This window comes from Colwellia psychrerythraea 34H, from assembly GCF_000012325.1.
GTDB lineage: Bacteria > Pseudomonadota > Gammaproteobacteria > Enterobacterales > Alteromonadaceae > Colwellia > Colwellia psychrerythraea_A.
The window spans coordinates 4,400,487-4,426,579 of record NC_003910.7; the positions used below are offsets into that span (position 1 = coordinate 4,400,487).

Consider the following 26,093-nt stretch of genomic DNA (forward strand, 5'->3'; position numbering starts at 1 on the left):
ACTAGTAAACAGTTATTTTATTTGGTTAATTTAAAAATCCATGTAGGATACTCTACCAGCGAATATCTATAAATATAGAACAAGAGTAATACACCCAAGGAATTCCTTACTCATGAATAAAACACTAAGCACACTAATTATAGCGATAACTACTGCTATTAGTAGTACACAAGCACAGGCTGATGATTTACTTACCGTTTATCAACAGGCTTTATTAAACGATCCTGTGGTACTTAAATCACAAGCTCAGTTTATGATAGTAAAAGAAGATATAGTACAAGCACGCTCTGCTTTATTACCACAAATTTCTGCTAATGGTGGCTACTCTATAGGTGAACAAGAGTTTGTCGGCACTGATAACACTTCAATTATCAATCAAGAGTCAGACAGCTTAACGTATGGCGCTAGCTTAAATATGCAGCTTTATCATCACGATAGCTGGTTACGTTTAAATAATGCAGAAAAAGCAGCCCATCAAAGTGATTTAACTTATCAAGTAGCAAAGCAAGATTTAATTACTCGCGTTGCTAAGGCTTATTTTGATTTACTTAGCACTAAAGATGATCTCGTTTTTGCTACCGCTGAAAAAGATGCCATTGCTCGTCAACTTGAGCAAACTAAGCAACGCTTTTCAGTTGGGTTAACCGCTATTACTGATGTATATGAAGCACAAGCACAATTTGATAGTGCTGTTACCGAAGAGATTCGTGCGGAAAATGCGATTTTCCAAGCCGAAGAAGAACTACGAGTAATAACGAATAGCTACCCTAAAAACGTTAGTGTATTAAATACTCAACGTTTCAGTACTAGTACTCCGGTGCCAAATAGCGCTGATGAGTGGCAAGTCACTGCAGAAGCGAAAAACCTCGACTTAATTACCGCTAAAGTAGGCATAGATATCGCGCAAGATAATATCGATATTGCCCGCGCTGGTCATTATCCTACGCTAGACTTTGGTGCAAACTATAATGGCAAGGATGAAGAGCAAACGATTGGAAGTGCGGCATCCGCAGACTTACCTGGCGTTAATGGTTACTCGATAGGCGTACAGTTAAATGTTCCTATTTATTCAGGTGGCGCTATTCAAAGTTCAGTGCGTAAAGCACAAAATAGCTTTGTATTTGCTAGCCAAGATTTATCTTTAACACACCGTAGCGTAGTTCGCACAACCCGTAATGCTTACAATACGGTAATTGCTGCTATTTCGGCTATCAAAGCATTTGAACAATCGGTATTAAGTGCTCAAAAAGCTCTTGAAGCGACTGAAGCTGGTTTTGAAGTGGGTACTCGTACTATTGTTGATGTATTAGATAGCACGCGTAATTTATATAACGCTAAACGTAATTTATCATCAACGCGTTATGCTTATATCCAAAACGTTTTATTATTAAAACGTGCTGCAGGTACAATCACTGATCAAGATATAAATGCTATTAACTCTGGTTTGATGGTCGCTAATTAGTCGCTCATAACCCATTGTTTACAATCAAAGTGACAAGTAGATTACAACGCTACTTGTCACTTTTTTTTATAATAATACTTATATAACTTTAGTTTATTTTATTTACATCAAACTTCTAAAAAACGTTACCAGCTCTTTTGCTTCTCGCTCAACTGAATAATGTTCTAAAACCCGCTCACGGCCATCACGCCCCATTTGCATTAGTTTCTCTTCATCAGCTAATAACAGCGACATTTTTTCGGTAACTGCGTCTAAATCATTAATAGGCACAACGTAACCATCAACACCTTGACGCACAACTTCAGGCCAAGCACCCGCCTCGCTGGCCAATACTGCTGCACCACTACTCATAGCTTCTAAAATAGTTAAACCGAAACCTTCATTTTCACTCAAGGCAACGACTAATGACAAACTGCTAAATATTTTAGGAATATCAGCAAAGTTTTGCTCCCCAGCAAACACGATACGTTCAGTTAACCCAGCTTGGTCAATTTTACTTTGTAATTCATTGACAAAGCTTTCATTGCTCGAAGATATTGAGCCAACAATCACCGCTGTATAATCAGGTCTATCTTTTAATATGTCGATGCACGATTCAACAAATAGGTGCACCCCTTTCTGCTTACGGACTCGCCCTAATATAGCAATGCCCTTTTTACCTTTAGCGCTATTTTCTGGAAGTAAACCAAGAGATTGCCACGCTTTACTTTTATCTGTTGCTGGCAGATAAATATCCGTTTTTACTCCATGGTAAATAATAGCATCAGGTTTTCGGTGTAAATAACTTGCTGAGGCTTTACACATAGCAAGTACCGCATCCATTCTATCCGTTAGCCATAATGTAAAACCTGATCGATAACGCTGAGCTGCACTACTAAAAACAATTTTTAATTTAACGCGAAATACATATTTTAATAATAGAGCTTGGATCATCTCATCAACACGACGGGCATGAAAAATTCTAAACTTACCTTTAGGGAGTGGCTTTGTAGATAAATTCGCAACTTGCCAAAAGCTAATCGATAATGATTCATCAGGTAAATGATGCTTACCCATCACTCGTAAATTGATCAAACTTTGCTCATGAGACAAAACTTGCAACATAGTTGATGTTACGCCAGAAAAATTAGAGTTTGAATTACCGATGATCAATTCAATCTCTTGTTCATTGACGACATTTTTTTCTCTTTGAACCATAGCGACCAGCAATTAATAGTATGTAAAATAATACTCACCATTCTACTTGAAAGCAGATAATAAGTTAATTGCCTATTTAAAAGTAACTTAGGTATAATCATGAACCTACATATTCCTCAGAGAGAACACTGTGAGTAGCAATAAAGTTTTACAGCCAGATTTTAAATTGTCTTTTTTATTACCCAAATATTGGCTTACATGGTTAGGCGTTTTTATTCTTTACACTATTTCATGGCTGCCTTTCAAACTTCAGCTGTTCATGGGACGTATGCTCGGCCGATTATTAATGAAAATTGGCTCCAAGCGTAAACACGTAGCCTTAACGAACCTTAGATTATGCTTTCCAGACAAAAGTGAAGATGAATTACAAATATTATTAAAGAAAAACTTTGAAAATACAGGCATTGCACTTTTTGAAACCGGCATGGGCTGGTGGTGGCCTGATTGGCGAGTAAAACGAAAGTTTAAAGTCAAAGGTTTAGAGCACCTTGAAAAAGCACGTAAAGAAGGCAATGGCGTTTTACTGCTTGCGATGCATTATTTAAGTGTCGAAATGAATGCAAGAGGCGTTGGTTATGGCCACCCTATGGTTGTTTTTTATCGTCCTCATAATAATCAATTGATGGAGTTCTTTCAGTTCAGAGGTCGAGGTCGTTCGAATAAGTACATGTTAGGTAAGCGTGATGTAAAAGGCTTAATGAAAGCGCTAAGAGATGGCGAAGCATGTATTTACTTACCCGATCAAGACTATGGCAGAAATCGTAGTGTTTTTGTGCCGTTTTTTGGTGTTAAAGAGGCAGCAACGACAACGGGTACTTTAATCTTTGCTCGTCAAAAAAATGTAGAAACCATGATGATTATCCCAGTAAGAAACGACGATGGCAGTGGCTATACGTTGGAAATCATGCCGCCATTAGAAAACTTTCCCACTCAAGATAATATTGCTGATGTCACTCGTATCAATCAAGAGTTGGAAAAAGCAATTTCACGAAAACCCGAACAATACATGTGGTTGCACAGACGTTTTAAAACGAGGCCAAATCCTGATGATGCTTCATTATATAAATAATGTTCAACGATACCTTTAGCGATAGAAAATAAAGAGAGTTTTCTTTAATATTCTAAAACTTAAAAGGTTAAAGTTTAAAGTTTACATTGATAATTTGTATAAATATTTTTCTTTACGTAAAGTAAGCTAACCTTCACTATAATTCAGGTGATAATAACAAAGGTGTTGATTAACCGATGAACTTTTGGCTGCGGAACATTATTTTAGGGCTTTTTCTTACGATATTGGCTTGGTTATTTTTTGCCAACCAGGACTTTTTACTTTCTCTCGATGGCTCTAATACGAAAGAAAACGCTATAAAAACGACTGAAACGGTTGTTGATTCAACGCCAAAAGAAGTGGAGGTTGAAAGTAAAACTAGCCTTTATCAGCAAGGGAGAAGCTCAGGCAATGCTGCGGCAGATGGTTTATCTAAGTTTTATGCAAACTTACATGGTGATATGGATGGCAAAGGTCCTAAAATTCGTAATAACATTGTTTATCTTCCTGACCCTAAAGGTGACTTAGCTAAGTTATTACAAGCAAGAGAAATGGTAGTTCGTCCATATAATAAAAATTGGCAAGGAAGTATTGAATCAAGACCCTTTAGAACAGGTGATACTTTAAACCAAAAGTTAGTAGAATATTCTGAAAAAGACGGTATTGATTTAATTTGGTGGTTAAACCGTGATTATGTCGTAAAAGATCCGTTTCGAATTGAAAAAGATATTTTAAAAACCACTTTTCAAGTAGCAAAAGCCATTGAAGGACATTTTGAATCAGGCCTCTCTATTTTCTTTTGTTATCGTCAACGCGCGGTTGTAGTCATTAAGAGTGCTCCTCAACCTTTTTTAGATGAGGAGTGTATTTTACTTGCTAGTGAGAATCCTTATTAGCCTGGCTTATTAATCGTCCTTGATATACCGCCTGATTTAATCAACTAGGCGGTTTTGCCAAATGTCTCCAATCGCTTTTTCACCAACTATGCTTTCCCTATTAATTAGTTGCCCCGCATTTTGCATAGTCGCTTGATGCCCTAAAGCCCTTAATTTTTGATACATATTACTTAGCTGTTGTTGTTCTGACTTTTCTAATAAGTCCAACTTCAGTAGGGTTTTAAAAATACCTAAATTATCACATACAAGCATCAACTCCCTATGCTGAGTAGCGTAGGCAAGTACTAAAAACTGAGCAAGAAATTCAATATCAACCAAGCCACCTTTACCCTGCTTAATATCAAAGAGCGATTCACTTGATTTATCTAAATGGCTACGCATTTTTTCACGCATAGTAATAATATCGTTTTTAAGCTCGAGAAATACTCTTGGTTTTGATAAAACATCTTGCCTAATATTGATGTATTGTTGCTGAAGCTTCTCATTACCAAAAATCATTCGGGCTCTGACTAACGCTTGATGCTCCCATGTCCAAGCTTCTTCATGTTGATACTGAGCAAAAGTATTTAAATGTACAACCAATAAGCCGGAATTACCTGACGGCCTTAAACGCATATCTAGTTCATATAATATGCCGCTATTCATGCGGGTGTTAAAAATATGCATAATACGCTGGGCTAACTTCACGTAAAACTGGCTGGCTGGTATGACTTTACTGCCATCAGCCCTACCCGTTGTGTCTTCACTTGCCTCACTATGATGGACGAAGACTAAATCTAAGTCTGAGCTGTAACCTAACTCTACCCCGCCGGTTTTCCCGTAAGCAATAACACCAAAACCTTTTTCCTTTGCGCCATCTAAGCAAGAGGTTGGTATACCAAAGCGCTCACTAACTTGTTGCCATGCAAGGTTTATCACTTCTGATACAATGGCTTCAGCCAAGGACGTTAAGTGGTCACTGATTGTTGCTACCGGTAATACATCGGCAATTTCAGCGGCGGCAATGCGTAATTGTTGAGATTGTTTAAACTGACGCAAAGCTTCCATTTGTGCTTCAAGGTCTTCTTCTGGAATTCTTAACATGCGCTCACGCAACTCGATGCCATAAGATGACAATTGTGGTGGGTTGTGTAATAACTTGGGATCAATAAGTTCATCAAGTAAAATAGGATATTTAGCAATATAATCTGTCACCCAACTACTTGCTTGGCATAAATGAATAAGTTGCTTTAACGCACCTTCATTTTCAAAAAGTAGTTCTAAATAAGCAGTACGTGTCACTATTTTGCTGAAGACTTGCAATACTCTTGCGATAACTTGCTCAGCCATTTCATTTTTTTGTAATCTACATAACAGTAATGGTATTAATTTATCTAACACCTGACGACCTCTGTTACCTAAACTGCGTTTGCTCGTATCCTCTCGAAAATCATGCAGTATTTGCCAAACTTTATCGCTTTCCCATGAATGTGCTTCTTGTTCTAACCAAGCAATAGACTCTTCATCACTCCAGCGGCTATGCCAAAGGGTTACCCAGTGTTCATCTGCAGCTTGATGGTTCGGACTATCAAGTCCGATAAGTTGGTCAAACTCTTGGTGAACACCATCCATATGTTTGGCTAATATAACTAAAAATTCAGGCCAGGTTTTAATAGCAAGTACGGTTAATAATCGCTGCTGATCAAGTTCATTATCGGGCAATGTTTGCGTTTGTTTATCAGCTAAAGCTTGAATGATATTTTCAACACGTCGTAAAAAACGGTAAGCATTTTCTAACACTTCTTTATTTGCAGCGTTAATTTCGCCTGAGTCGACAAGTTTTGGCAACACAATTAATAAACTGCGTTGTTGCAACTCTTTTACCCGCCCGCCTCTAATTAACTGAAAAACTTGCACGATAAATTCAATTTCGCGAATACCACCAGCACCAAGTTTAATATTATTAATTAATTGTTTACGACGAACCTCCTGCGCAATCATCATTTTCATGCGACGTAAACTATCGATGACGCTAAAATCGATGTAACGACGGTAAACAAAGGGTCTGAGCATGCTTGATAACTGCTCATGGTATTTAGACTCACCAATAACCCGTGCTTTCAACATGGCATAACGTTCCCAATCGCGTCCCTGTTCTTGGTAGTAATCTTCCATTGCATTGAATGTCAGCACCAGTGGCCCACTATCACCAAAAGGACGTAATCGCATATCTACACGATAAACAAAACCATCACAGGTAACTTGATGTAATGAGGCAATAAGCTTTTGGGCTAAGCGGGTAAAAAATTGCTGGTTATCTATACTGCGGCGACAGCCCTGGGTTTCTCCACTTTCGGGATAAGTGAAAATTAAATCTATATCGGAGGAAAAGTTTAATTCCTTGCCACCAAGTTTCCCCATGCCATAGACCAATAAAGTCTGGTTTTCACCTTGTTCATTTGTCGGTGTACCCCACTTTTTCTGACAAAAATCAGTGAGCCACTGCAAACTAGCTAAAATAAGTTCGTCCGCTAATGAGGATAATCTTGCCAATGAAATATCTAGACTAATGCTAAAAATCAAGTCATCAAGCGCTATCTTAACCATGTGTTGTAAGCGAAATCGCCTAAGGATTCGATGCAACTGAACTTCATCAGTACAAGGAGATAATTGTCCAGCCAAAAGACTTTTATAATCAGGTAATGCTTCTTCGTTAGGTTCTTGAAAAAGCTCAAGAACGAGTTCAGGTGCTTGTAAGGCACTGTTTAAGATGAAATCACTCAAGGTTATCGCTTGTTTAAACGCACTAAGCTGATCTTGTGTTAACTCATTACAGGCATCTGCATGTTGATCACTAAATTGCTGCCAGCTGATTTTTTGTTGGTCGTGTAAAAGAGGAGAAAAAGATAACGTCACAAGAATTCCTTATATAAGCAAGCGTTGCTATAGACATAATATGTCGTTAATGGTATTAATTGACACTTGTCTATGATTTGTCGCTAATATTAATTAACTATTACGATAACATAGCATTTTTAAGGAGATGATGGCAGAAATGCACTTACTAAAAACACCTTTTTTATTGCTCTTGATCATAATTACCACGCTTAGTTTAGTTGGCTGTGGTGATCCTGTAAAAGAGCAAATCGAACAGCAATTACCCATGACCGAGCAAAGAGTTGCTCAGTTAGGTGATGCTTTAAATAATGGTCAAGTTCGCAATGCCAGCTTAATTAAAAAATATGCTGATACAGTAATGGTTAATAAGGCGAACTTAGCCCCCTTGATCAATGAGTTTCGTAAAGATGCTTCTACTGATGGCCCTATGTACAAATCGCTATTAGATAGGATTAATACAGCAAAAAATCAACCACAAATGTTTGAGTCTTCTCAGGCGCTTTATAATGAATTACTAAATATTTACCAAGCAGCAGATCCCGTACTTTATTCTGATGCATTGAGCGACCCGCTTAATGTATTGGCTGATATGTCTGATGGTCAACTGCCTCGTATTAATTCATTATCAAAATCGCAGAGTCAGCAAGCCAACAATGCTCAAGATTTCGGTACCGGTGAGCAATTAATTGGTAACCCCAGTTACGGTAACTGGCAAACAGGCAGCAATGGCATGTCTTTTTGGGCTTGGTATGGCATGTACTCAATGATGGGTGACATGTTTGGCCGACGTACCTCTTATAATGATTGGGGTAGACAGCGTAATTATAGCTACTACAACGACTACGGCAGAACACGTTACAGTTCACCAAGCCAATTAAAGAAACAAACGTCGCTTGATACTCGCACTAAGAAGTCGTTCAGTAGTCGCGGGCAAAAATTTACCAGCCCGTATAGTAAAAATAGAGCGGGATCGTCAAGCTTATCAAGCCAAAGTAAAACAGCCCAAACGAGTGCTAATCGCTTTCGCACCAATAGTGTGAAGAAAAGCAATTATGCCAGTAAATCTAAAAGCAAAAATTCTAGTTTTAGAAACTCAAACACCAATACATCACGCGGTTTTAGACGCGGGAAGTAATGAATAAATAAAGAATAGGAACAGTCAAATTATGAACTCATTCATCGAACTCACTGGTGTTAATCAAGACTTGCTCGTTTATTTGGCCATCGATGTTTCGATAGCCATATTATTATTAGGGGCTATGCGTTTCCTTTCAGGACTTAGTGCAAAGGTAAACAGTACTGATGAATTAGCCAAAGAAGATAACTTCGCTTTTGGCATCAGTGTTGCTGGTAGTGTATTAGCGCTAGGCATTGTTCTTACTGGTGCTATTACTGGCGAATCAGCAAGTAGCTATGCTATGGAAGCTATTGGTATGCTGGCATACGGCGGTTATGGTTTAATACTGATTAAAGTAGGTCGTATTATCCATGATAAAATTGCACTGCAGCACTTAGATAAAAATGCACTGATAATAGAGAAAAACTTAACTATAGGTATTATCGACGCCGCTGGTGCTATTGCAACAGCGATAATCATTCGTGCTGTATTACTGTGGGTAGACGGGCTCGATTTAAGTACATTCATTGCTATCACAAGTGGATTTATTGTTGCTCAAACCATGTTAGTCATAATTACTCGACTACGCGAACGACAGTATGCTAAAAACAACCAAGAAGATTGCTTACAAGAAGCGTTAAGTAATGGTCAACTTGCTTTAGCCATTCGTTATAGTGGCCAAGTCATTAGTACCGCTTTAGCGGTAACTGCTGCCAGTCACTTCCTAATTTATAGCCCTGAAACATTAGTCGTCAATTTACTCGGCTGGTTAGTTTTTGGTATCGGGATGACTTTACTTGTTGCTCTACTTTCTGCAATAGCTAAGCGCATCGTGCTTTGGGGAATAAACCTAGTTGAAGAAGTTGATCAACAACATAATATCGGTGTTGCCAGTATTGAAATGGCAACCAGTATCGCTATAGCCTTAATATTAACGGCACTAATGGCCTAATAAAAGTGTTATACCTGTTATCATTCAAAGTGCGTGATTTCAGTGGGAGTTAAAAGTGTTTTAAGCAAGGCATTAATTTTAAACAATGGTTACTCTCTTGTTCAAATTAATAACGCCGCCCAAATCGCTTTTAGCCCCATCGAAGAAGCGTTTGAGCATCATCACTACGTCGTTGCACCTTTTTGTAAGGGAATAAGCATTACTACAAAGGTGCGCCTTGTATTGAAATTGCTCAAGCACTCTGAAACAGGCATCTTGATTGGTAACGGGTATAAACTCACCACCATAGTGCGCTCAGGTGCTGGTGGTGAGCATCATTAAACACTGCATAAACTTCATCTATCACTCTCCTTTTACCTTAATTACTAGTCACTAATACCTATGGCACAAAACACTTTACCTCAAAAGAAGTCTCACCTACTCGACGATATCTTACTTATTCTAACGATGGCTGTTCTAGCAGGCTGTGGGCTAATTTATGAGTATTTACTCTCTCATTACGCCGGTCGAGTGTTAGGCGTGATGGAAAGCACTATCTACACCATGATTGGCTTAATGATAGTGTCGATGGGACTTGGTGCTTTTGCTGCTCGAAAAGTACGTTGTGCTTTTAATGGTTTCGTATGGCTAGAACTTATTATTGCCTTACTGGGTAGCTCTGCCATTTTGATCATTGGTGGTTTAATCGCTATTACGCAAATATTCCCGCAACTGATTGCAGATATGTTATCACTTCCGCCTGATATGAAACCTCAAGGTGGGCTTTTCAAGGATTTAAGTTGGCTAGCGTTTAATAGCCCTTATTTCTTTGGGGTATTACTCGGCTTTTTTATTGGTATGGAGATCCCATTAATTGCTCGCATTCGTGAGAGCATTCACCAGCAACACCTTGCCAATAATTTAGGCACTATTTATGGCGCAGATTATGTTGGTGCTGGTATTGGTGCGGCGATTTGGGTTGTTTTTTTACTGAGTTTAGACATTAGTAAAGCAGCAGCACTCACCGCAAGTTTAAACCTAATTGCCGGTGCTTTTTTTATTCTCCGTTATTGGCAACACCTTAATTGGCGTAAAACCTTTGTTGCTTTACATTGTGCCTTAGCTTTAATTATAGTTTTAATGTTTAGTTATGGTAATCAATGGCTTAATCAAATGAATAGTCTGCTCTATCTTGATAAAGTGGTTCACACCGATAAAACTCGTTATCAACAGTTAACCTTTACCGAACGTCATATGGGTCTTGAGCAAGACAATATAATCAATTTCTATCTAAATGGTCGTTTACAGTTTTCATCTATTGATGAACATATTTATCATGATTACCTTGTTGCCCCTGTAATGGCAGGCTCTGCGCGACATGATAAGATATTAATTATTGGCGGCGGTGACGGTTTAGCGTTAAGAGATGTTTTAAAATACAATCCAAAACACGTGACGCTAATTGATTTAGATAGTGAATTAATTGATATTTTCAAACAACCAAAGAAGCAAGTAAACCCTCGCTTAGCGAGTCAAATTTTACAGTTAAATAAAAATAGTTTACAAGATGAACGAGTCACAATTTATCGTGCTGATGCGTTTATTGCCATTAATCAATTGTTAGAGGATCGACAAACATTCGACGCAATTATTGTAGATTTACCAGACCCAAGTCATCCCGATCTTAACAAACTCTATTCGGTAAACTTTTATGCACGACTTAAGTTGTTGTTATCAGGTGATGGTTTAATTGCAATTCAATCAACTAGCCCTTATCACGCTAAAGACTCTTTTATTGCTATTGGTAATACTTTAGCAGCAGCTAAGTTTTCCCATGTAGAGCAATATCACGATAATGTGCCCAGTTTTGGTGAATGGGGATGGACCATTGCCTCTAAGAGTGGCGCTAGTCCGTTAACAAGATTAAACAAACTAACTAAGCTTCCAGTAGCGCATCAATGGTTAAACTTGGCTATATTAAAGGCTGCTTTCATTTTCCCTAATGATTTTTATCAGAACAAAGATAATATTGGTATTAACATTTTAGGCAGTCATACGATTTATCAATTACACCAAAGCGCTTGGCAAGATCAACAAGGCTTAAATTAATCGATAATACCAAAATGTTTCGCAAAGACAATTGATACAAAGTAACTACAAAGAGTAACAATTAGTTTATAAAAACACCTTGACATAATATGTCAGGATGTTAAATTTAACTCAGACGACATATTATGTCATCTACTTTTTCACTAAAGAAAGGAAGGATAGGAAATACATGAATATTCATACTATAGCCGATCACTTAAACAGCTTGGCAGATAATTCAGACACAGGAATGAGCTTTGATTGCCAACCAATATCTGGCGAAGTCGACGTCCTGCAAATTAGCATTTCAGACCGTGAAGAGTTACCAATTTTTGTTTCGGTAACCGAAGACCAAATTATTTGCATCAGCTACTTATGGGGAGCAGAAGAAGTTAAACCTGAATGTATTCATGCCATGCATGAGAGCATGTTAGAAATGAATATCCCTATGCCCTTATCATCATTTTCAAAAATTGGTGATAAATATGTAGTCTTTGGCGCTTTATCTATCAGTTCAAGCTTTTCAGATGTTGAGCATGAATTAGCAGTGTTAAGCAACAATGCTATAGAAGTGATTGATGATATGAGTGATTACTTACTTTAGTTAAATAACTAATTAAGCGTCACTTTGATTACCCCTAGTTAGGAGTTACTAATGAGTATATTTAAAAAAATAATGACCGCAATACGTGGCGGTGCATCAGAAGCTGGTGAAGCTATCATTGATGCAAATGCAACCCGTATCTTTGAACAAGAAATACGTGATGCTGAAAATCACCTTACCAAAGCAAAACGTGATTTAACAGGTGTTATGGCTGAGCAAATGTCAGCAAAACGTGAAGTTGATCGTTTAACCCGTGAAGTTTCAGAACACGAAGGTTATGCAACACAAGCACTCGAAAAAGGTGATGAAACACTAGCACTTGCTGTAGCAGAAAAAATTGCTACCTTAGAAGGTACCTTAGCCGATCAGCAACAAGCTCACGATAGTTTTAGTGGCAATGCTGAACGTTTGAAAGAGTTAGTTAAGAGAAGTGAGCGTCAAGTTGCCGAGCATAAACGTCAACTGTCTATGGTTAAAACCACTGAAAGTGTACAAAAAGCGACGTCAGCTATTACCGATAACTTTTCATCAAGCAATTCTAAGCTATTAAGTGCGAAAGATTCTTTAGAACGTATTAAAGCTAAGCAACAAAAGTTTGATGACAAAATGAAAGCGGGTGAGTTACTTGAATCTGAAAATTCGGATTCATCATTACAAGCGCAGTTAAAAGCCGCAGGTATTGGCTCACAAGACAATAGCGCTAACTCAGTATTAGAGCGTTTAAAAGCTAAACAAAAGTAACCTTACCTAAGCCAGTTAATTTATTTAACTGGCTTACTTTGTAATGATTACTAAATAAATATGTTGTCTGAGCGGGACTTTATTCGTTCATTAGTTTTGTGTTAAATCAATATCCATCCTACTTCAGGTAACCTTATGAGTTTTTTTAAAAAGATATTTAATAAATCATCTAACGAACCAAGAAAATTAACAAATGTTAATCAATTACTGGTTGGTGATATTATTGTTTTGACAGATAGCTTTGCCTTACCTGAGTCCTTGCGTGGACAAGAGTTTCAAGTAAAAGCCGTTAATAGCTATGAATTTGAAGAAAAAGTGCAAACCGAATGGGCCTTAATAGGGACTAACGCACTAGAAATATTTTTATCACTCGAAGTGGATGATATTACCGAGCTCAAATTATCATTAAAAATTCAGCATGAAGATGTCGAAACCTTATTTGACTTAGACAGTTTTTCCGAAGTATTCGATGAACCAGGAGAGGCTTTTTTAGAAAAAAAGGCTGACTCCAATATCGCTGCCCTGTGGAGTAGCGAGCAATATCAACAAAGCGTGTTTGCTAAGGTTGGATTTTTTCACCGTAAAGATCACCGTAGTGAGAACCTCTCGGCTTATGAAGGAAAAGATAGCGGGGAGCAATTTGAATTATATAGCTTGTATAATGAAGATCAGAGTAAAGGCATTGATATTGAAGTATGGCAAGATGGCGATACTGAAGTGTGCTTAACTTTATTTAGGCCGCTTAGTGATATAATTGATATGTATCCAGCAAGTTAACCGGAAAGTATTATGGCGAGAAAAATCCCCGATAAATGGCAATCCTCCGTGAAAGCGATAAAAGCGGTGCAGGTCGCTTTTGATATGGATGAAAAGATCCAACTGTCTATTCGTAAACAGGCACTTGATGCTGGTTTAAGTCCTTCGGATCAAATTCGTGATATTTTAGGCTTACCAATCAATAAAAGACCCAAGCGACCACGCTTAACTGTGAGTTTAGCTCCTAGTGACTATCAACTTCTCGCTGATAAATATCAACTACAAGCCGAAGATCAACTAGAAATTAAGAAGAAACTTATGGATGATTTAATCGCTCATATTAATTCGTGCAACCGCGACGAAAAGGAATAGTGATATCAATGTCTAATATCACTAGTTAAAATTCAAATATAACGGCTTTGTGAAAGTTTTTTTTTGTGCCATACTGCAATGAACATGAATAAACAATAACTTCACTTAGGATATCATTATGTTAAAAAAAATTATCGCAGTATCTCTGGCGTTAGCCCTAACAGCTTGTGCCAACACTGATGCACTTGATGCAAATATCACTTCACTAACGAGTAAAGTTGATGCTTTATCAAGCCAAGTTGCAGATTTAGAGTCACAGCAACAATCTGTATCGGCTGATGTTAAAGCAGCAAAAGCAGCAGCTGAGCAAGCAGCAACTGATGCTAAAGCAGCAAATGAACGTATTGATAATGTTGTAGCTTCATATAAAAAATAGTTATTTTTGCTAGCTTATTTAGCAATAGACAATAAAAAAGCACCATATGGTGCTTTTTTATTGTCTATTGCTAGAGTAGTTTATTAATAAAACAGGTTAACCTTTAAGGTTATTTAGCTAGTTCAACAACTAATCCGTGTGGTTTTTCAATAACAGGTAGTAGTTGCTGCCAATATTCACGATTAGTACCAACAAATCGTTGCATCGCTTTAGTTAAAATAACATTGCCTTTAGTTGTCTCAAGATCTGACAACTGTTGATGTATCTCTATTAATTGCTTATCACCATTTTCAAAAGACATTTTTACTGGTTGATTAACGACTCTCACTTTAGTATTTACCGGAACATTATCAAAAAGCCATTTAATATCATCATCATACATTCGAATACAACCTGAGCTAGCGCGCATACCAATACCAAAACGCTTATTAGAACCATGAATTAGGTATTCACTAGTGCCTAGTCGTAAGGCATATTTACCAAAAGGGTTGTTTGGTCCTGCGGGAACTACGTCAGGGAGGTACTCTCCATGCTCAGCAAAGTGACGCTTTTGCATTTCTTTGGTTGGACGCCAGTCGGGATCTTTTCTCTTTTCACCAATTACAGTGCTAGTTAACGGTGTAGACAAGCCCTGTCGACCGATACCTACAGGAAAAACATGGACTTTATTTTCTTCGGGTGAATAGTAATATAAGCGTAATTCAGGCAGATTGATGACTATTCCTTTTCGTGAAATAAAGGGTAATAACATTTGATTTGGTATTACCACCTCGGTATCAACTTTAAGTAAAAAGGGGTCATGCTCGGGATTAGCCGCCAGTAATGCTAAAAAACCAACATCATATTGCTCAGCTAATTGCTGAAAGTAGTCTCCTTTAACTACAGTATGAATGATAGGTTCACCTATTAGACGCTTGTTCTCACTTTCTATTTCATACACAGTTGCCGTCGAAGGCTTAATAAATATCAGTGCGATAAAGAAGCTTAACGAAGTAACAAGGGATCTTTTATTTTTTATCATGTTATTTATGGCCAGTAAGGTTTCATTGTTAAGGCTTTTGCTCTGGACTGATCTAATGCCGTGATTAAATTTTCACTTTTATTGGTTAACCATTGCGTTAATTTATTTTCTTTTTTTGGTAGGTGCTTTAACTGTTGCAGTAATAAGCTCAACGATTGTAACTCAATAATACCCTGTTTAATATCTAACAAAGGCATGTTGAATCTCTTAACAATGTCACTCTCTGGCTCAGCGAACAAGCAACTAAACCAACTTGTAGTTAATAGTGCTCTAATCAATAGGCTATGTGCAGTTAAATATAACTCAATAGAGGTAGAATCTTGTGGTTTTTGCAATTTAACTAATTCATCACTTAGTGCTTTAGTGCTGTTGGTTAAGTGTTTAGTTGCAAATTCAACTAATGAGGAAGAGTTATCAATTTTAAGCGTCTCATCACTATTTCTTTTAAGTAATAAAGAAAGTAAGTCAACTTGCAGATTATTAAAGCGTTCACTATGCAATAGTTCTAAAACTTGCAACTCCCTTGGATAACGGCTTTGACGTAATTGTAATTTTGTTATCAACTCTTGATTAATTAAGTTCTCTTTTTGATATGAGCTTTGTTTGTTGATTAGTAATTGAATATAACGTGCATTTTCAACCCAATGAATCGTTCGGATAAAATAACTAAGCTCAGTGCGAAGTGCTTTTTCATCTGGAGATAATAGCTCATCAAACAACCAAAACCCTTGTCTAAGTAATATAAGCTGTTCACTTACTTTGCTGAGCATATTAAATGAAGGAACTTCCACATAACTATCAACACAGAGTTGCAGCTGGTTTAACGAAAACTCGATGCCATGAGTGAGAGCGTTATGGAGTGGTATTTTTTTGGGTAAATTAATCATTGAAAGCTCTATTTGCTCAACAATAGCGCTGTTATTAGGCGGCTTATTTTCAACATGAGAAGCTAATGTAAGGCTCTCATGATATAAAGCATAACCACGGGCTGCTTTTGTTAACTGTCCGGGTCGTAAAGCTAATTGACTAAATAACAGCTTAGTTAATCCTAATAACGCTTGAGAATCACCGCTGACGAACTCTAATTCAATTTCATATATACGCGGCTTTTTAACATAGTTTTGACAAGCAACTTCACCACAATCAAATGCAATCTCAATTTGAGCATCTTCGAAACTAACAAGCCAAGTATGACGGGTAAAATGGGTGGAAAATAGTTCGACAATCTGTTGCTGCAATAGATTAATATCGATATTAGGTTGAAAAATAATATCGGGAAATAGTGAAACAATAGGTTTAGCATCACCAATGTCGACATTATATTCGGGTCTTTGATGCAAACCTGCAATGATGGTGCCTGAGGTTTTTATCGTTTGTTCAAAACGTTTAGTTTCATCAAAACATTTTGTACCACGTGTACGTAAGGCAATTCTATTTTTACGTAGTGTTAGGTCAGCAGTATCAAAGTAATGGTTACTCAACTGCTTCTCCTGATGAACGAAGGTGACGTCGTGTTCAGAGAGTAGTTGGCTTATAGTGGTTTTTATTTTCTCTGGTTTGGTCTGTTCATTGCTATCAAGCAATGAATATTTTAGTTCTATTTCTGTAACCATTATGCCCTAATTTAAGTGTTTACTTATCACTTAACAAGCATACCGTTAGTACATCAATATGCCAATAGCGAGTTCCCCATTATTTGTTGCAAACTTATATAGAATGCGACCTAACCTAAGTAAAACTTAATAGAATGTAACGAAACTTATTGATTAACTTAGTTATCAATCATCGAAAAAGTAAACTTACTCAAGGCTTGAGTTAACTTTTGTAGGTAATGAAGTCATTCTTAGCTTGCCATCAAAGCAGCAAACACATAATATCTTGTCTTCTTTGACTTATTTACTACATTGGTTTTTCTATGAATAACGTTATTAACGTCATAGCATTTCTTGCTATAACTTTAGCTAGCTCGCTTTTTATCTCTGCTCAGGCTGCAGAAAACAATTACAAGCAGGGCTATATCTCTGATGAATTATTCATATATATGCATACAGGACCAGGTAAGCAGTTTAGAATTTTGGGTACTATCATTGCGGGTTCAAAAGTTAAAATTACCGGCGCGGTAGACGGTGGTTATAGTGAGATCATAGATAATAAAGATCGAACTGCATGGGTTGAAAATAAATATGTAACCACTCAACCAGGTCTACGTTTTGTTGTTGCCGAACTTAATGGAAAAATAGCTAATAGTAGTGATTATAGTAGCCAGCTTGACGGTGAAGTAAACGAGCTCAAGAGTAAAGTTAACTTATTAACTAATGATAAGAAAAAGCTTTCTGCAGAACTTAAAAAATTGACTACTACATTGGAAAAAACTCAAGCTAAAATTAAAGATCAAGATACCAATATTAAGAAACAATGGTTTTTCAATGGCGCTCTAGTGTTAGGCGTAGGTTTGATTTTAGGCTTGATTTTACCGCGTTTCTTCGCTCGCCGCCGTGGTGCGATGGATAGTTGGTCATAAATTGATAAATTTATAGGTAACACTTAGTACCTCAGATCTCAGTTTGAGGTACTAATAGAAAATCAACTAATCCGTTAACACTTTCTATTTTGCTAAATTAAAATATTGAAAAGCGACATCACTTGCTGCGACCTTACTGAAATTCTGCTTAAATCAGTTTATTATTAATACCCGAATATTCACCTACGCTAGTGCTTTAAGTTCCCTTCTAGGCACTAAAAGTGACTTAATAGACCTGTTAATCTTTCGTAGGTCTTCTTTGGACTTAGGTACTAAATACTTGTTATCGACAGTAATGCATCAAGTAGAGTTATTCAAAGCTCAAAGAGTCTAGACTTACAGTGGCTTAATAAACTGTAAATGATTGCTTAAACCCCAGCTAAGATGAACTCTATTAACATCTCACAACTTTAATAACCCAAGATATCGGCGAATAAAGATCACATATTAAATTGACGTTTCAACTTTTATCCACTCACTAGGTACTATGCCCATTGAGTCAGTATAATGAATCCATTTATTAGGACTAATCACTATTTTATTAGGGTTAGCATTTAACCATGCTCCCCACCAACTAAAACTGCTGTTAGCAATAATATTATGTGTACACAAACTCATTAGGTGCATGTCTTGAAAAGACTGTTCGCCGGAATTCCAATCAACAAACCGTACTTTCTCAACATTTATATTTGCTCGACACCAGGTAATATCATCCGAAAAAATAACAAATAGTGGCTTCTCTACTAAGCCTTCAATTTCTTTAATCGCATTCTGATAATAAGGTAAATCACATATGCCACCCAAAGCTTTATGTTTTAAATAATCGCCTCGTCGTATATGTACCGCAACTGTTTCATGCTCAGAGATTTCCTGATGCAGCGCTAAACTCTTAGGTTCAGTAAACTCTGGAAAGGTAAGTTTTTCTCTAATCTCACTGGCAATCGAATTAAAGTATTGTGGGTTTTGCCATGAGCCACGGTAATAAATAGAAGTGTCTTTAGTACCTAAATCAACTTCTTGATAAGAGAAATGCAAATGTTTTTTCTCTTTAATATATGTACGTGGAATAAATGGCGTATATTTTTTTATTTCTTTGAGTAACTTAGTGAAAATATTTTTAGTGCTTTGCACCGCAAGCTTTTCTTCTGCAGAACAATAGTTTTCATTTAAATTAAAAATACGCTCTAGCTCATAACCATTATGCAGTTCATAACTCGCCATATCATGAATATCTAGCTTAGTCGTTTCATTAAATTTATGTTTAACTGCCAAATAAAATGCATATTGAAACAACTGGTTACCAAAACCACCACACACTCTTACTACCTTCATACGCTAAACTGCCTAGTTATGATTTACATATAGCCGTATATTAGCAGCCATTACTATTACTACAAAGTGAAGACCTATTTTATTGACACTTATCGCACAATAAAACCAAGATTTACCCTGTAATTATCGTTATAATCAGTAAAAATCACTTGATATAAATTCCCCCCTCTTCAAGGAACGTTAACATGACAACAAAGAAAGTGGCTCTAATTACCGGTATTACTGGACAAGATGGTTCATATTTAGCGGAGCTTTTATTAGAAAAAGGTTATGAGGTACATGGTATTAAACGTCGTTCATCTTCATTAAATACCGAGCGAATTGATCATATATATCAAGATAATCATGAAAAGAATCAAAAATTTTTCCTTCATTATGGTGATTTAACCGACTCATCAAACTTAACCCGTATATTAAAAGATGTTCAACCTGATGAAGTCTACAATTTAGGTGCTCAATCTCACGTCGCTGTATCATTCGAATGCCCCGAATATACTGCCGATGTTGATGCCATTGGTACCTTGCGACTACTTGAAGCTATTAGATTTTTAGGCCTAGAAAAGAAGACTAAATTTTATCAAGCCTCTACTTCCGAGTTATATGGTGAAGTGCAAGAAATACCACAATCAGAAACGACGCCCTTTCATCCTCGCTCCCCTTATGCTGTTGCCAAAATGTATGCTTACTGGATAGTGGTAAATTATCGTGAGTCTTATGGCATGTATGCCTGTAACGGTATTTTGTTTAACCATGAATCTCCTCGTCGTGGTGAAACGTTTGTGACCAGAAAGATTACTCGCGCGATTGCCAATATTGCTCAAGGTTTAGAGTCATGTTTATACTTAGGTAATATGGATGCATTACGTGATTGGGGACATGCAAAAGATTATGTGCGAATGCAATGGATGATGTTACAACAAGAACATCCTGATGATTTTGTTATTGCCACAGGTAAGCAAATTAGTGTTCGTGAATTTGTAACTTTGTCAGCACTTGAAGCAGGTATAGAGCTAACGTTTAGTGGTGAAGGTTTAGATGAAGTAGCACGAGTAACTAAAATTATCGGAGATAACGCCCCAGCATTAAGCGTTGGAGATATCATGGTTAAAGTTGACCCACGATATTTCCGCCCTGCTGAAGTTGAAACTCTGTTAGGTGATCCATCTAAAGCGAAAGAAAAACTAGGCTGGGTACCACAAATTACAGTGGAAGAAATGTGTAGTGAAATGGTCGCTAACGATCTCAGTAAAGCAAAACAACACGCCATTTTAAAAGCACATGGCTACCAAAATTCGACTAGCGTAGAATAACGCAAGGACATCAATGAAAATTTTATTAACTGGTGCTAATGGCATGGTCGGCAAGAATATCCTTGAACTTGCCAGTAAGCATCAACATACTTTTCTTACTCCAAGTAGCAAAGTACTAAATTTACTCGATGCAGCTTCAACACAAGCATATTTAGTTGAACATAAACCCGACATGATTATTCATGCTGCAGGTGTTGTTGGTGGTATTCAGGCCAATATGGCGCATCCCGTCAAATTTTTAGTTGATAACATGCAGATGGGACTAAATATCCTTAACTCGGCTAAAAATTGTGGCATAAAGCAATTTTTAAATTTAAGCAGCTCATGCATGTATCCTCGAGATGCTTTAAATCCGTTATCCGAAGAATTAATTCTTAAAGGCGAATTAGAACCTACCAACGAAGGTTATGCATTAGCAAAAATTGCCTCAACCCGTTTATGTGAATACATCAGCCACGAAGAACCAGAATTATTATATAAGACCATTATTCCTTGTAATTTATATGGCCGTCATGACAAGTTTTCTCCTCATAACTCCCATATGATCCCTGCCGTTATTCGAAAGGTTATTGATGCAAAGCAAAAAGATTTAACTGAAATAGATATTTGGGGCGATGGTAAAGCAAGGCGTGAATTTATGTATGCCGGCGATTTGGCTGATTTTATTTTTTACGCTATAGCAAACTTTTCCCGTATGCCACAAAACCTTAACGTAGGGTTAGGCGAAGATTTCACAATTAATGATTATTATCAACGTATTGCAGAGATTATTGGCTTTTCAGGTACCTTTAAACATGATTTAACTAAACCTGTCGGTATGAAGCAAAAATTAATAGATGATAACAAACTTAATGCCTTTGGCTGGTCTTACAAAACGGACTTAACAGAAGGCCTAAAGAATACAGTGCAGTTTTTTTTAAGTGAACAAAATTTAAGTGAGCAAGCTAATGACTAATTATTCTCTGGCAAGCAGTACATGGGATGAGCGTGAATTTGGCGCAATTCAAAAAGTAATAGATTCAGACATGTTTACTATGGGTAAGCACGTTGCACAATACGAAAAAAACTTTGCTGATTTTTTCGGTTCAAAATATTCAGTTATGGTGAGTTCTGGCTCTACCGCTAACTTATTAATGATAGCCTCACTATTTTTTACTAAGAATCCTGCGCTTAAATTACAACGTGGTGACGAAATTATTGTCCCCGTAGTTTCATGGTCAACTACTTATTTCCCACTACAACAATATGGGCTAAAAGTTAAGTTTGTCGATATTGACCGCAAAACACTCAATATCGACTTAGAAAAACTAGCAGCAGCAATTACTGACAAAACTAAAGCGATACTGTCGGTAAACTTACTCGGTAATCCAAATGACTACGCCAAAATGAATGATATTATTGGCGACCGCGACATTTTTATTCTCGAAGATAACTGTGAGTCTATGGGCGCCACGATAGCGGGTAAACAAGCAGGGACTTTTGGAGTTATGGGCACATTTAGCTCATTTTTTTCGCATCATATCGCCACGATGGAAGGTGGTTGTATTGTTACTGATGACGAAGAGCTTTATCATATATTACTCTGTATTCGTGCTCATGGATGGACCAGAAACTTACCTAAATTTAATAAAGTGAGTGGTGAAAAAAGTGATGATCCCTTTGAAGAGTCATTCAAATTTATGTTACCCGGTTACAATGCTAGGCCTTTAGAAATGAGTGGTGCATTAGGTATTGAACAGCTTAAAAAACTACCTAGTTTTATTGATATCCGACAAAAAAATGCACGTTTATTTCAAGACTTGTTTGCTAATCATGCCTACATAGAAATTCAACAAGAAATCGGCAAAAGTAGTTGGTTTGGTTTTTCTTTAGTGCTGAAAGAAAATGCACCGTACAGCCGAGCAGAATTAGTAAAATTATTAACTGAAAATGGTATTGAATGCCGTCCCATTGTAACGGGAAATTTTCTAAAGAATACTCAGGTTCTAGAGTATTTTGATTATGAAGTGTCAGGCACCGTAGAAGTAGCAGAATATATCGACCAACATGGTTTATTTGTTGGTAATCATCAAAATGATATTGAAAAAGAAATTAAACTGCTCGCTAAGGTATTGTTATAAAATTATGACTAACTTTAAATATCATCAGACAATAGCGTGGTAATACACATACGCTTCAATCAATCCTATACAGATGATTTGTCGAATAGCTGAAGCTTTTATCGGCTTAAATTTAAGGTTAACAAGGAAATAAATGAAAATTTTAATCATTCCAAATCGTGGCCGCTCATATAACGCAGTTCGTCCAGAAGCTGAGTGTTACATTGCCTTAGCTGAAGCTGGGCATGACGTTACCGTAATATCTAGTGGTACTAATGCTTATATTGATAGATACAAAAAGTCCAAAGTTAAGTTTATTGAGTTGAAAACACTTAAAAAGCATAGCTGGGCTGTAATCAAACAAATTCGTCAATATATCAAAGCCAATAACATAGATATTGTTTACGCTACTGAATCAAAGGGCATTCCCAATGCCGCTTTTGCTTGTATAGGAACCAAGGCCAAATTGGTCGTTTATCGTGGTACCTCTGGCGGGATGTATAAAACGGATCCTAGTAATTACTTATGCATGTTACATCCACGTATTAACGGAGTTATTGGTGTTTCAAGCGCAGTTTCAGCTAATGTTAGAGAAAAAGTAAGAGGCGCAATTAAAGCTAACGTTGAAACTATATATAAAGGCCACGATCTAAGTTGGTATAAAGAAGATGCTGCTGATTTAGTCAGCTTGGGCAGTAATAAAAAGTATTTCAACATACTGTGTGTCGGAAGCCCTAGACATCATAAGGGCACTCACATATTGCTTGATGCAGCCAAAGAGCTCAATGATATAGAAGATTTACGCATTATTTTAGTGGGTGATAATTTAGATAAGCAGGCTTTTATTGATCAAATCAATAATTCAGGTATGAGCGAACATATTTTACAACCAGGCTTTAGAAGTGATGTGCCCGCTATAGCTAAAGCATGTGACTTGCTGATACTACCTTCACTAAGTAAAGAAGGTTTAACACGGACAGTATTAGAGTCTCTATCAAATGGAACACCTGTTGTTTCATCAGCCAATGATGGTGTAGTAGAAACTATAGAAAATGGCTTTAATGGTTACCTCGTGCCTATTGGTGATGTACAAGCTATGGCGGATAAAATTAGAATGCTTTATAACGATAGAGTGTTGCTAGAAAAGTTATCTAATCATGCTCAAGATATTATTAAAGACAAAATGTCACACCACAAAACGGTGACACATATGGAAGCTTATTTTGAGAAAATAATAGCTCAAAACTAAGTCATTTAGCCTTAAAGATTAAAGCTGTTATAAAACAAAGGGGATGATAAACATCCCCTTTAACTTTCTTTTAAATATGATAACCAGATTAAACTAAGTCAGGAATAATCTATACTTGATAAAAATCGCGATACCAATTGACAACATTATCAACACCTTGACTAACACTCATAGCAGGTTTGTAGCCTGTAGTATTAAAAAGATCATCCACATCGGCATTAAGTTTTGTTTAGCTTTAATACCAATAGAGTCTTCCAATGATTCAATAAACTCAGTCAATTTGACTGGATTATCATTACCAATATTATAGAGCTATCTTATCTTCCTCTTTATCAAAATAAATATCTCAATTCTACCGCGCTAGTAATTTAGATTCACACATGTGTAATTATCTTATTATGTCACTGTTTTGTTAACAAAGTTAAAATGTTAGTGACACACCGCCTTAATTACAGCTTATACGAATGTATTTAGTAAAAGAGATGACATAGAGAAATTATGAAAGATAAAATCAAAGTTTACTCTTGTTATTAATTAGTAAAACAAACCTAAAATTAGAATACCCATGCTAGTAATTACATCCTTTGCTAGGTAAAATGCTTCCTTTCGCCTAACGTCTAACAGTGAATTTTAACTTGTTAAATTTATTTAAAATTTTATATTTGGTTATCACAACCTTTACTATAGTAATACTATGTAGCGTGAACACTTATGCCAAGGGGCCATCTCCCTACCTACCATTGCAAATGGAGCCTTTAATCGAGCTTGAGTTACAACGTTTAGCGACCGTAGCAAAGCTGCCTTTATTAACAAAACCTTATCATGCTGCAACTGTAAATCGCTATTTGAAAACAATCGTAGATAGCCATCCAACCTTGTATCGTCGTATTAATACTTATTTAAAACGTTATAAAAAAACGGCTGCACTAACCCATGCTTCAGTACAATTAAACTATGCAAATCAAGAGAATATTGTTTTACCAAATCAGCGAGGTCAAATGGCTGATGCCAATTACCAAGCCAGTTTTAGTAGCTTTTGGCAAGCAAACCAATATGTGATCATCAATGCTGGCGCCATATATTACGAAAACGGTGATTACCTTAGAAACAATAGTTTTATTTCTATTGGTGCTGATGTTTTTCAAGTTGATATCGGTTATCGAGAGCACTGGCTTTCGCCATTTCAAGAAAGTTCAGTACTTCTATCTACACAAGCAAAACCACCATTAAGCGTGACTATTAGCAACCCAAACTTACTTACCGATTTTAATATAAAATATGAAATATCTATTGGCTTACTAGATGAGCAAACAGATATCAAATTTGACACAGAAAAGCCGCCCGTTTCTGGAGAGCCCGCATTACTTACCATGCATTTAAGCGCACAACCCTTCGATTGGTGGACAATAGGTTTTAATCGTACTTTTGTTTTTGCTGGCGGTGAAGATAGTCTTTCTTTGGGCGATATTTGGAATGCAATCATAGACCCTGTGAATAGTGATAACTGTGGTGGTGACGGTACAGATTTACAAGACTGCAGCGAAGAGTTTGGTAACCAAATAGCTTCTGTTAGCAACAAATTTGATCTTAATTGGTTTGATGTTCCTTTTAGTTTTTATTATGAATATGCTGGTGAAGATACTTCCGGACATAAGAACTATAAACTTGGTAACCTAGCTAATAGTTTTGGTTTATTTCTGCCTTATATTGGTGATTCACTATCAATGAATATGGAATTTACTACATTCCAATCTGAATGGTACACTCATCATATTTATGGTGAGGGCTATTCAAATGATAGTGTTGTGATGGGTCATTGGTGGGGCAGTATGAAAGACCCTAAAGACAAAGTTGGTGGTGAAGCTGGAAGTATTCGATTTGATTGGCAAAACAGTGGTGACTCTCAAATATCATTTCTATATCGCACTGCTAACTTTAACCAATCAAGTTTTGCTGATTACCAGCAATCACATGAATTAGAAATGAAGTATCACAAAGTAATTGACACAAATTTCTTAACTCTGAAGTTATATTTAGGTAGAAGTAATTTAGGTGATAATTTTGTACAAACTGGCATCTCATATACTTGGTAATTT

Annotated in this window: 23 protein-coding genes; 18 read left to right on the forward strand and 5 right to left on the reverse strand. The window is 36.8% G+C overall.

Annotation, left to right across the window (positions count from 1 at the left end):
* The first annotated feature begins 112 nt into the window (after positions 1 to 112).
* Positions 113 to 1,462, forward strand: coding sequence for an outer membrane channel protein TolC (gene tolC / locus CPS_RS18720; RefSeq protein WP_011044913.1), 1,350 nt, complete (start codon positions 113 to 115; stop codon positions 1,460 to 1,462).
* A 102-nt stretch (positions 1,463 to 1,564) separates the two neighbouring features.
* On the opposite strand, the gene CPS_RS18725 is transcribed toward tolC, so the two are convergent.
* A complete protein-coding gene (locus CPS_RS18725) occupies positions 1,565 to 2,659 on the reverse strand; it encodes a glycosyltransferase family 4 protein (RefSeq protein ID WP_011044914.1) in 1,095 nt (364 codons plus the stop codon).
* Positions 2,660 to 2,789: 130 nt separating this feature from the next.
* Between CPS_RS18725 and lpxL the strand changes: the two genes are divergently transcribed.
* Positions 2,790 to 3,728 carry an LpxL/LpxP family Kdo(2)-lipid IV(A) lauroyl/palmitoleoyl acyltransferase gene (gene lpxL / locus CPS_RS18730; RefSeq protein WP_011044915.1) on the forward strand — a complete coding sequence of 313 codons (939 nt, stop codon included), beginning with the start codon at positions 2,790 to 2,792 and terminating at the stop codon, positions 3,726 to 3,728.
* 176 nt (positions 3,729 to 3,904) lie between these two features.
* The gene (locus CPS_RS18735; protein ID WP_011044916.1) at positions 3,905 to 4,603 is read left to right on the forward strand and encodes a TcpQ domain-containing protein; all 699 of its coding nucleotides are present in this window, start codon (positions 3,905 to 3,907) and stop codon (positions 4,601 to 4,603) included.
* A gap of 36 nt (positions 4,604 to 4,639) precedes the next feature.
* On the opposite strand, the gene glnE is transcribed toward CPS_RS18735, so the two are convergent.
* Positions 4,640 to 7,498, reverse strand: a complete 2,859-nt coding sequence (gene glnE / locus CPS_RS18740; RefSeq protein ID WP_011044917.1) for a bifunctional [glutamate--ammonia ligase]-adenylyl-L-tyrosine phosphorylase/[glutamate--ammonia-ligase] adenylyltransferase — start codon at positions 7,496 to 7,498, stop codon at positions 4,640 to 4,642.
* Between the two features lie 130 nt (positions 7,499 to 7,628).
* Here glnE and CPS_RS18745 point away from each other — a divergent pair, with 130 nt between their 5' ends.
* The 9 genes from CPS_RS18745 to CPS_RS18785 all read left to right on the forward strand — a co-directional run bounded on the left by CPS_RS18745 (position 7,629) and on the right by CPS_RS18785 (position 14,465).
* Positions 7,629 to 8,615 carry a hypothetical protein gene (locus tag CPS_RS18745; RefSeq protein ID WP_049757935.1) on the forward strand — a complete coding sequence of 329 codons (987 nt, stop codon included), beginning with the start codon at positions 7,629 to 7,631 and terminating at the stop codon, positions 8,613 to 8,615.
* A gap of 31 nt (positions 8,616 to 8,646) precedes the next feature.
* Positions 8,647 to 9,549 (forward strand): DUF350 domain-containing protein, encoded by a 903-nt coding sequence (locus CPS_RS18750; protein ID WP_011044919.1) that lies wholly within the window; start codon positions 8,647 to 8,649, stop codon positions 9,547 to 9,549.
* A gap of 42 nt (positions 9,550 to 9,591) precedes the next feature.
* Positions 9,592 to 9,870, forward strand: coding sequence for a hypothetical protein (locus tag CPS_RS23780; protein ID WP_041737135.1), 279 nt, complete (start codon positions 9,592 to 9,594; stop codon positions 9,868 to 9,870).
* A gap of 60 nt (positions 9,871 to 9,930) precedes the next feature.
* Entirely contained in the window at positions 9,931 to 11,637 is a 1,707-nt protein-coding gene (locus tag CPS_RS18760) for a polyamine aminopropyltransferase (protein ID WP_011044921.1), read from the forward strand.
* Between the two features lie 169 nt (positions 11,638 to 11,806).
* The gene (locus tag CPS_RS18765) at positions 11,807 to 12,220 is read left to right on the forward strand and encodes a YjfI family protein (protein WP_011044922.1); all 414 of its coding nucleotides are present in this window, start codon (positions 11,807 to 11,809) and stop codon (positions 12,218 to 12,220) included.
* 51 nt (positions 12,221 to 12,271) lie between these two features.
* The gene (locus CPS_RS18770) at positions 12,272 to 12,961 is read left to right on the forward strand and encodes a PspA/IM30 family protein (protein ID WP_011044923.1); all 690 of its coding nucleotides are present in this window, start codon (positions 12,272 to 12,274) and stop codon (positions 12,959 to 12,961) included.
* A 135-nt stretch (positions 12,962 to 13,096) separates the two neighbouring features.
* Positions 13,097 to 13,738 carry a hypothetical protein gene (locus CPS_RS18775; protein ID WP_011044924.1) on the forward strand — a complete coding sequence of 214 codons (642 nt, stop codon included), beginning with the start codon at positions 13,097 to 13,099 and terminating at the stop codon, positions 13,736 to 13,738.
* Positions 13,739 to 13,750: 12 nt separating this feature from the next.
* Positions 13,751 to 14,089, forward strand: a complete 339-nt coding sequence (locus CPS_RS18780) for a hypothetical protein (RefSeq protein WP_011044925.1) — start codon at positions 13,751 to 13,753, stop codon at positions 14,087 to 14,089.
* 118 nt (positions 14,090 to 14,207) lie between these two features.
* Positions 14,208 to 14,465, forward strand: a complete 258-nt coding sequence (locus tag CPS_RS18785; RefSeq protein ID WP_011044926.1) for an Lpp/OprI family alanine-zipper lipoprotein — start codon at positions 14,208 to 14,210, stop codon at positions 14,463 to 14,465.
* Positions 14,466 to 14,574: 109 nt separating this feature from the next.
* Here the strand turns inward: CPS_RS18785 and CPS_RS18790 are convergent, their stop codons facing one another.
* On the reverse strand, positions 14,575 to 15,486 hold the full coding sequence (locus CPS_RS18790) for a L,D-transpeptidase family protein (RefSeq protein ID WP_011044927.1): 912 nt from the start codon (positions 15,484 to 15,486) through the stop codon (positions 14,575 to 14,577).
* A gap of 5 nt (positions 15,487 to 15,491) precedes the next feature.
* A complete protein-coding gene (locus tag CPS_RS18795) occupies positions 15,492 to 17,099 on the reverse strand; it encodes an inorganic triphosphatase (protein ID WP_011044928.1) in 1,608 nt (535 codons plus the stop codon).
* A gap of 302 nt (positions 17,100 to 17,401) precedes the next feature.
* On the opposite strand from CPS_RS18795, the gene CPS_RS18800 reads away from it, so the two are divergent.
* A complete protein-coding gene (locus tag CPS_RS18800) occupies positions 17,402 to 18,007 on the forward strand; it encodes a TIGR04211 family SH3 domain-containing protein (protein ID WP_011044929.1) in 606 nt (201 codons plus the stop codon).
* Positions 18,008 to 18,454: 447 nt separating this feature from the next.
* Here the strand turns inward: CPS_RS18800 and CPS_RS18805 are convergent, their stop codons facing one another.
* Positions 18,455 to 19,339, reverse strand: a complete 885-nt coding sequence (locus tag CPS_RS18805) for an alpha-1,2-fucosyltransferase (protein ID WP_011044930.1) — start codon at positions 19,337 to 19,339, stop codon at positions 18,455 to 18,457.
* A gap of 185 nt (positions 19,340 to 19,524) precedes the next feature.
* On the opposite strand from CPS_RS18805, the gene gmd reads away from it, so the two are divergent.
* The 5 genes from gmd to CPS_RS18830 all read left to right on the forward strand — a co-directional run bounded on the left by gmd (position 19,525) and on the right by CPS_RS18830 (position 26,090).
* Positions 19,525 to 20,649, forward strand: coding sequence for a GDP-mannose 4,6-dehydratase (gene gmd, locus CPS_RS18810; protein ID WP_011044931.1), 1,125 nt, complete (start codon positions 19,525 to 19,527; stop codon positions 20,647 to 20,649).
* Positions 20,650 to 20,662: 13 nt separating this feature from the next.
* Positions 20,663 to 21,604 (forward strand): GDP-L-fucose synthase family protein, encoded by a 942-nt coding sequence (locus CPS_RS18815; RefSeq protein WP_011044932.1) that lies wholly within the window; start codon positions 20,663 to 20,665, stop codon positions 21,602 to 21,604.
* Entirely contained in the window at positions 21,597 to 22,769 is a 1,173-nt protein-coding gene (locus tag CPS_RS18820; protein WP_011044933.1) for a DegT/DnrJ/EryC1/StrS family aminotransferase, read from the forward strand. Before CPS_RS18815 ends, CPS_RS18820 begins: the two co-directional genes overlap by 8 nt.
* 133 nt (positions 22,770 to 22,902) lie before the next feature.
* Entirely contained in the window at positions 22,903 to 23,997 is a 1,095-nt protein-coding gene (locus CPS_RS18825; protein ID WP_011044934.1) for a glycosyltransferase family 4 protein, read from the forward strand.
* A gap of 701 nt (positions 23,998 to 24,698) precedes the next feature.
* Positions 24,699 to 26,090: a capsule assembly Wzi family protein gene (locus CPS_RS18830; RefSeq protein WP_138140316.1), complete on the forward strand. Its 1,392-nt coding sequence runs from the start codon at positions 24,699 to 24,701 to the stop codon at positions 26,088 to 26,090.
* The last annotated feature ends 3 nt before the right edge of the window (positions 26,091 to 26,093 follow it).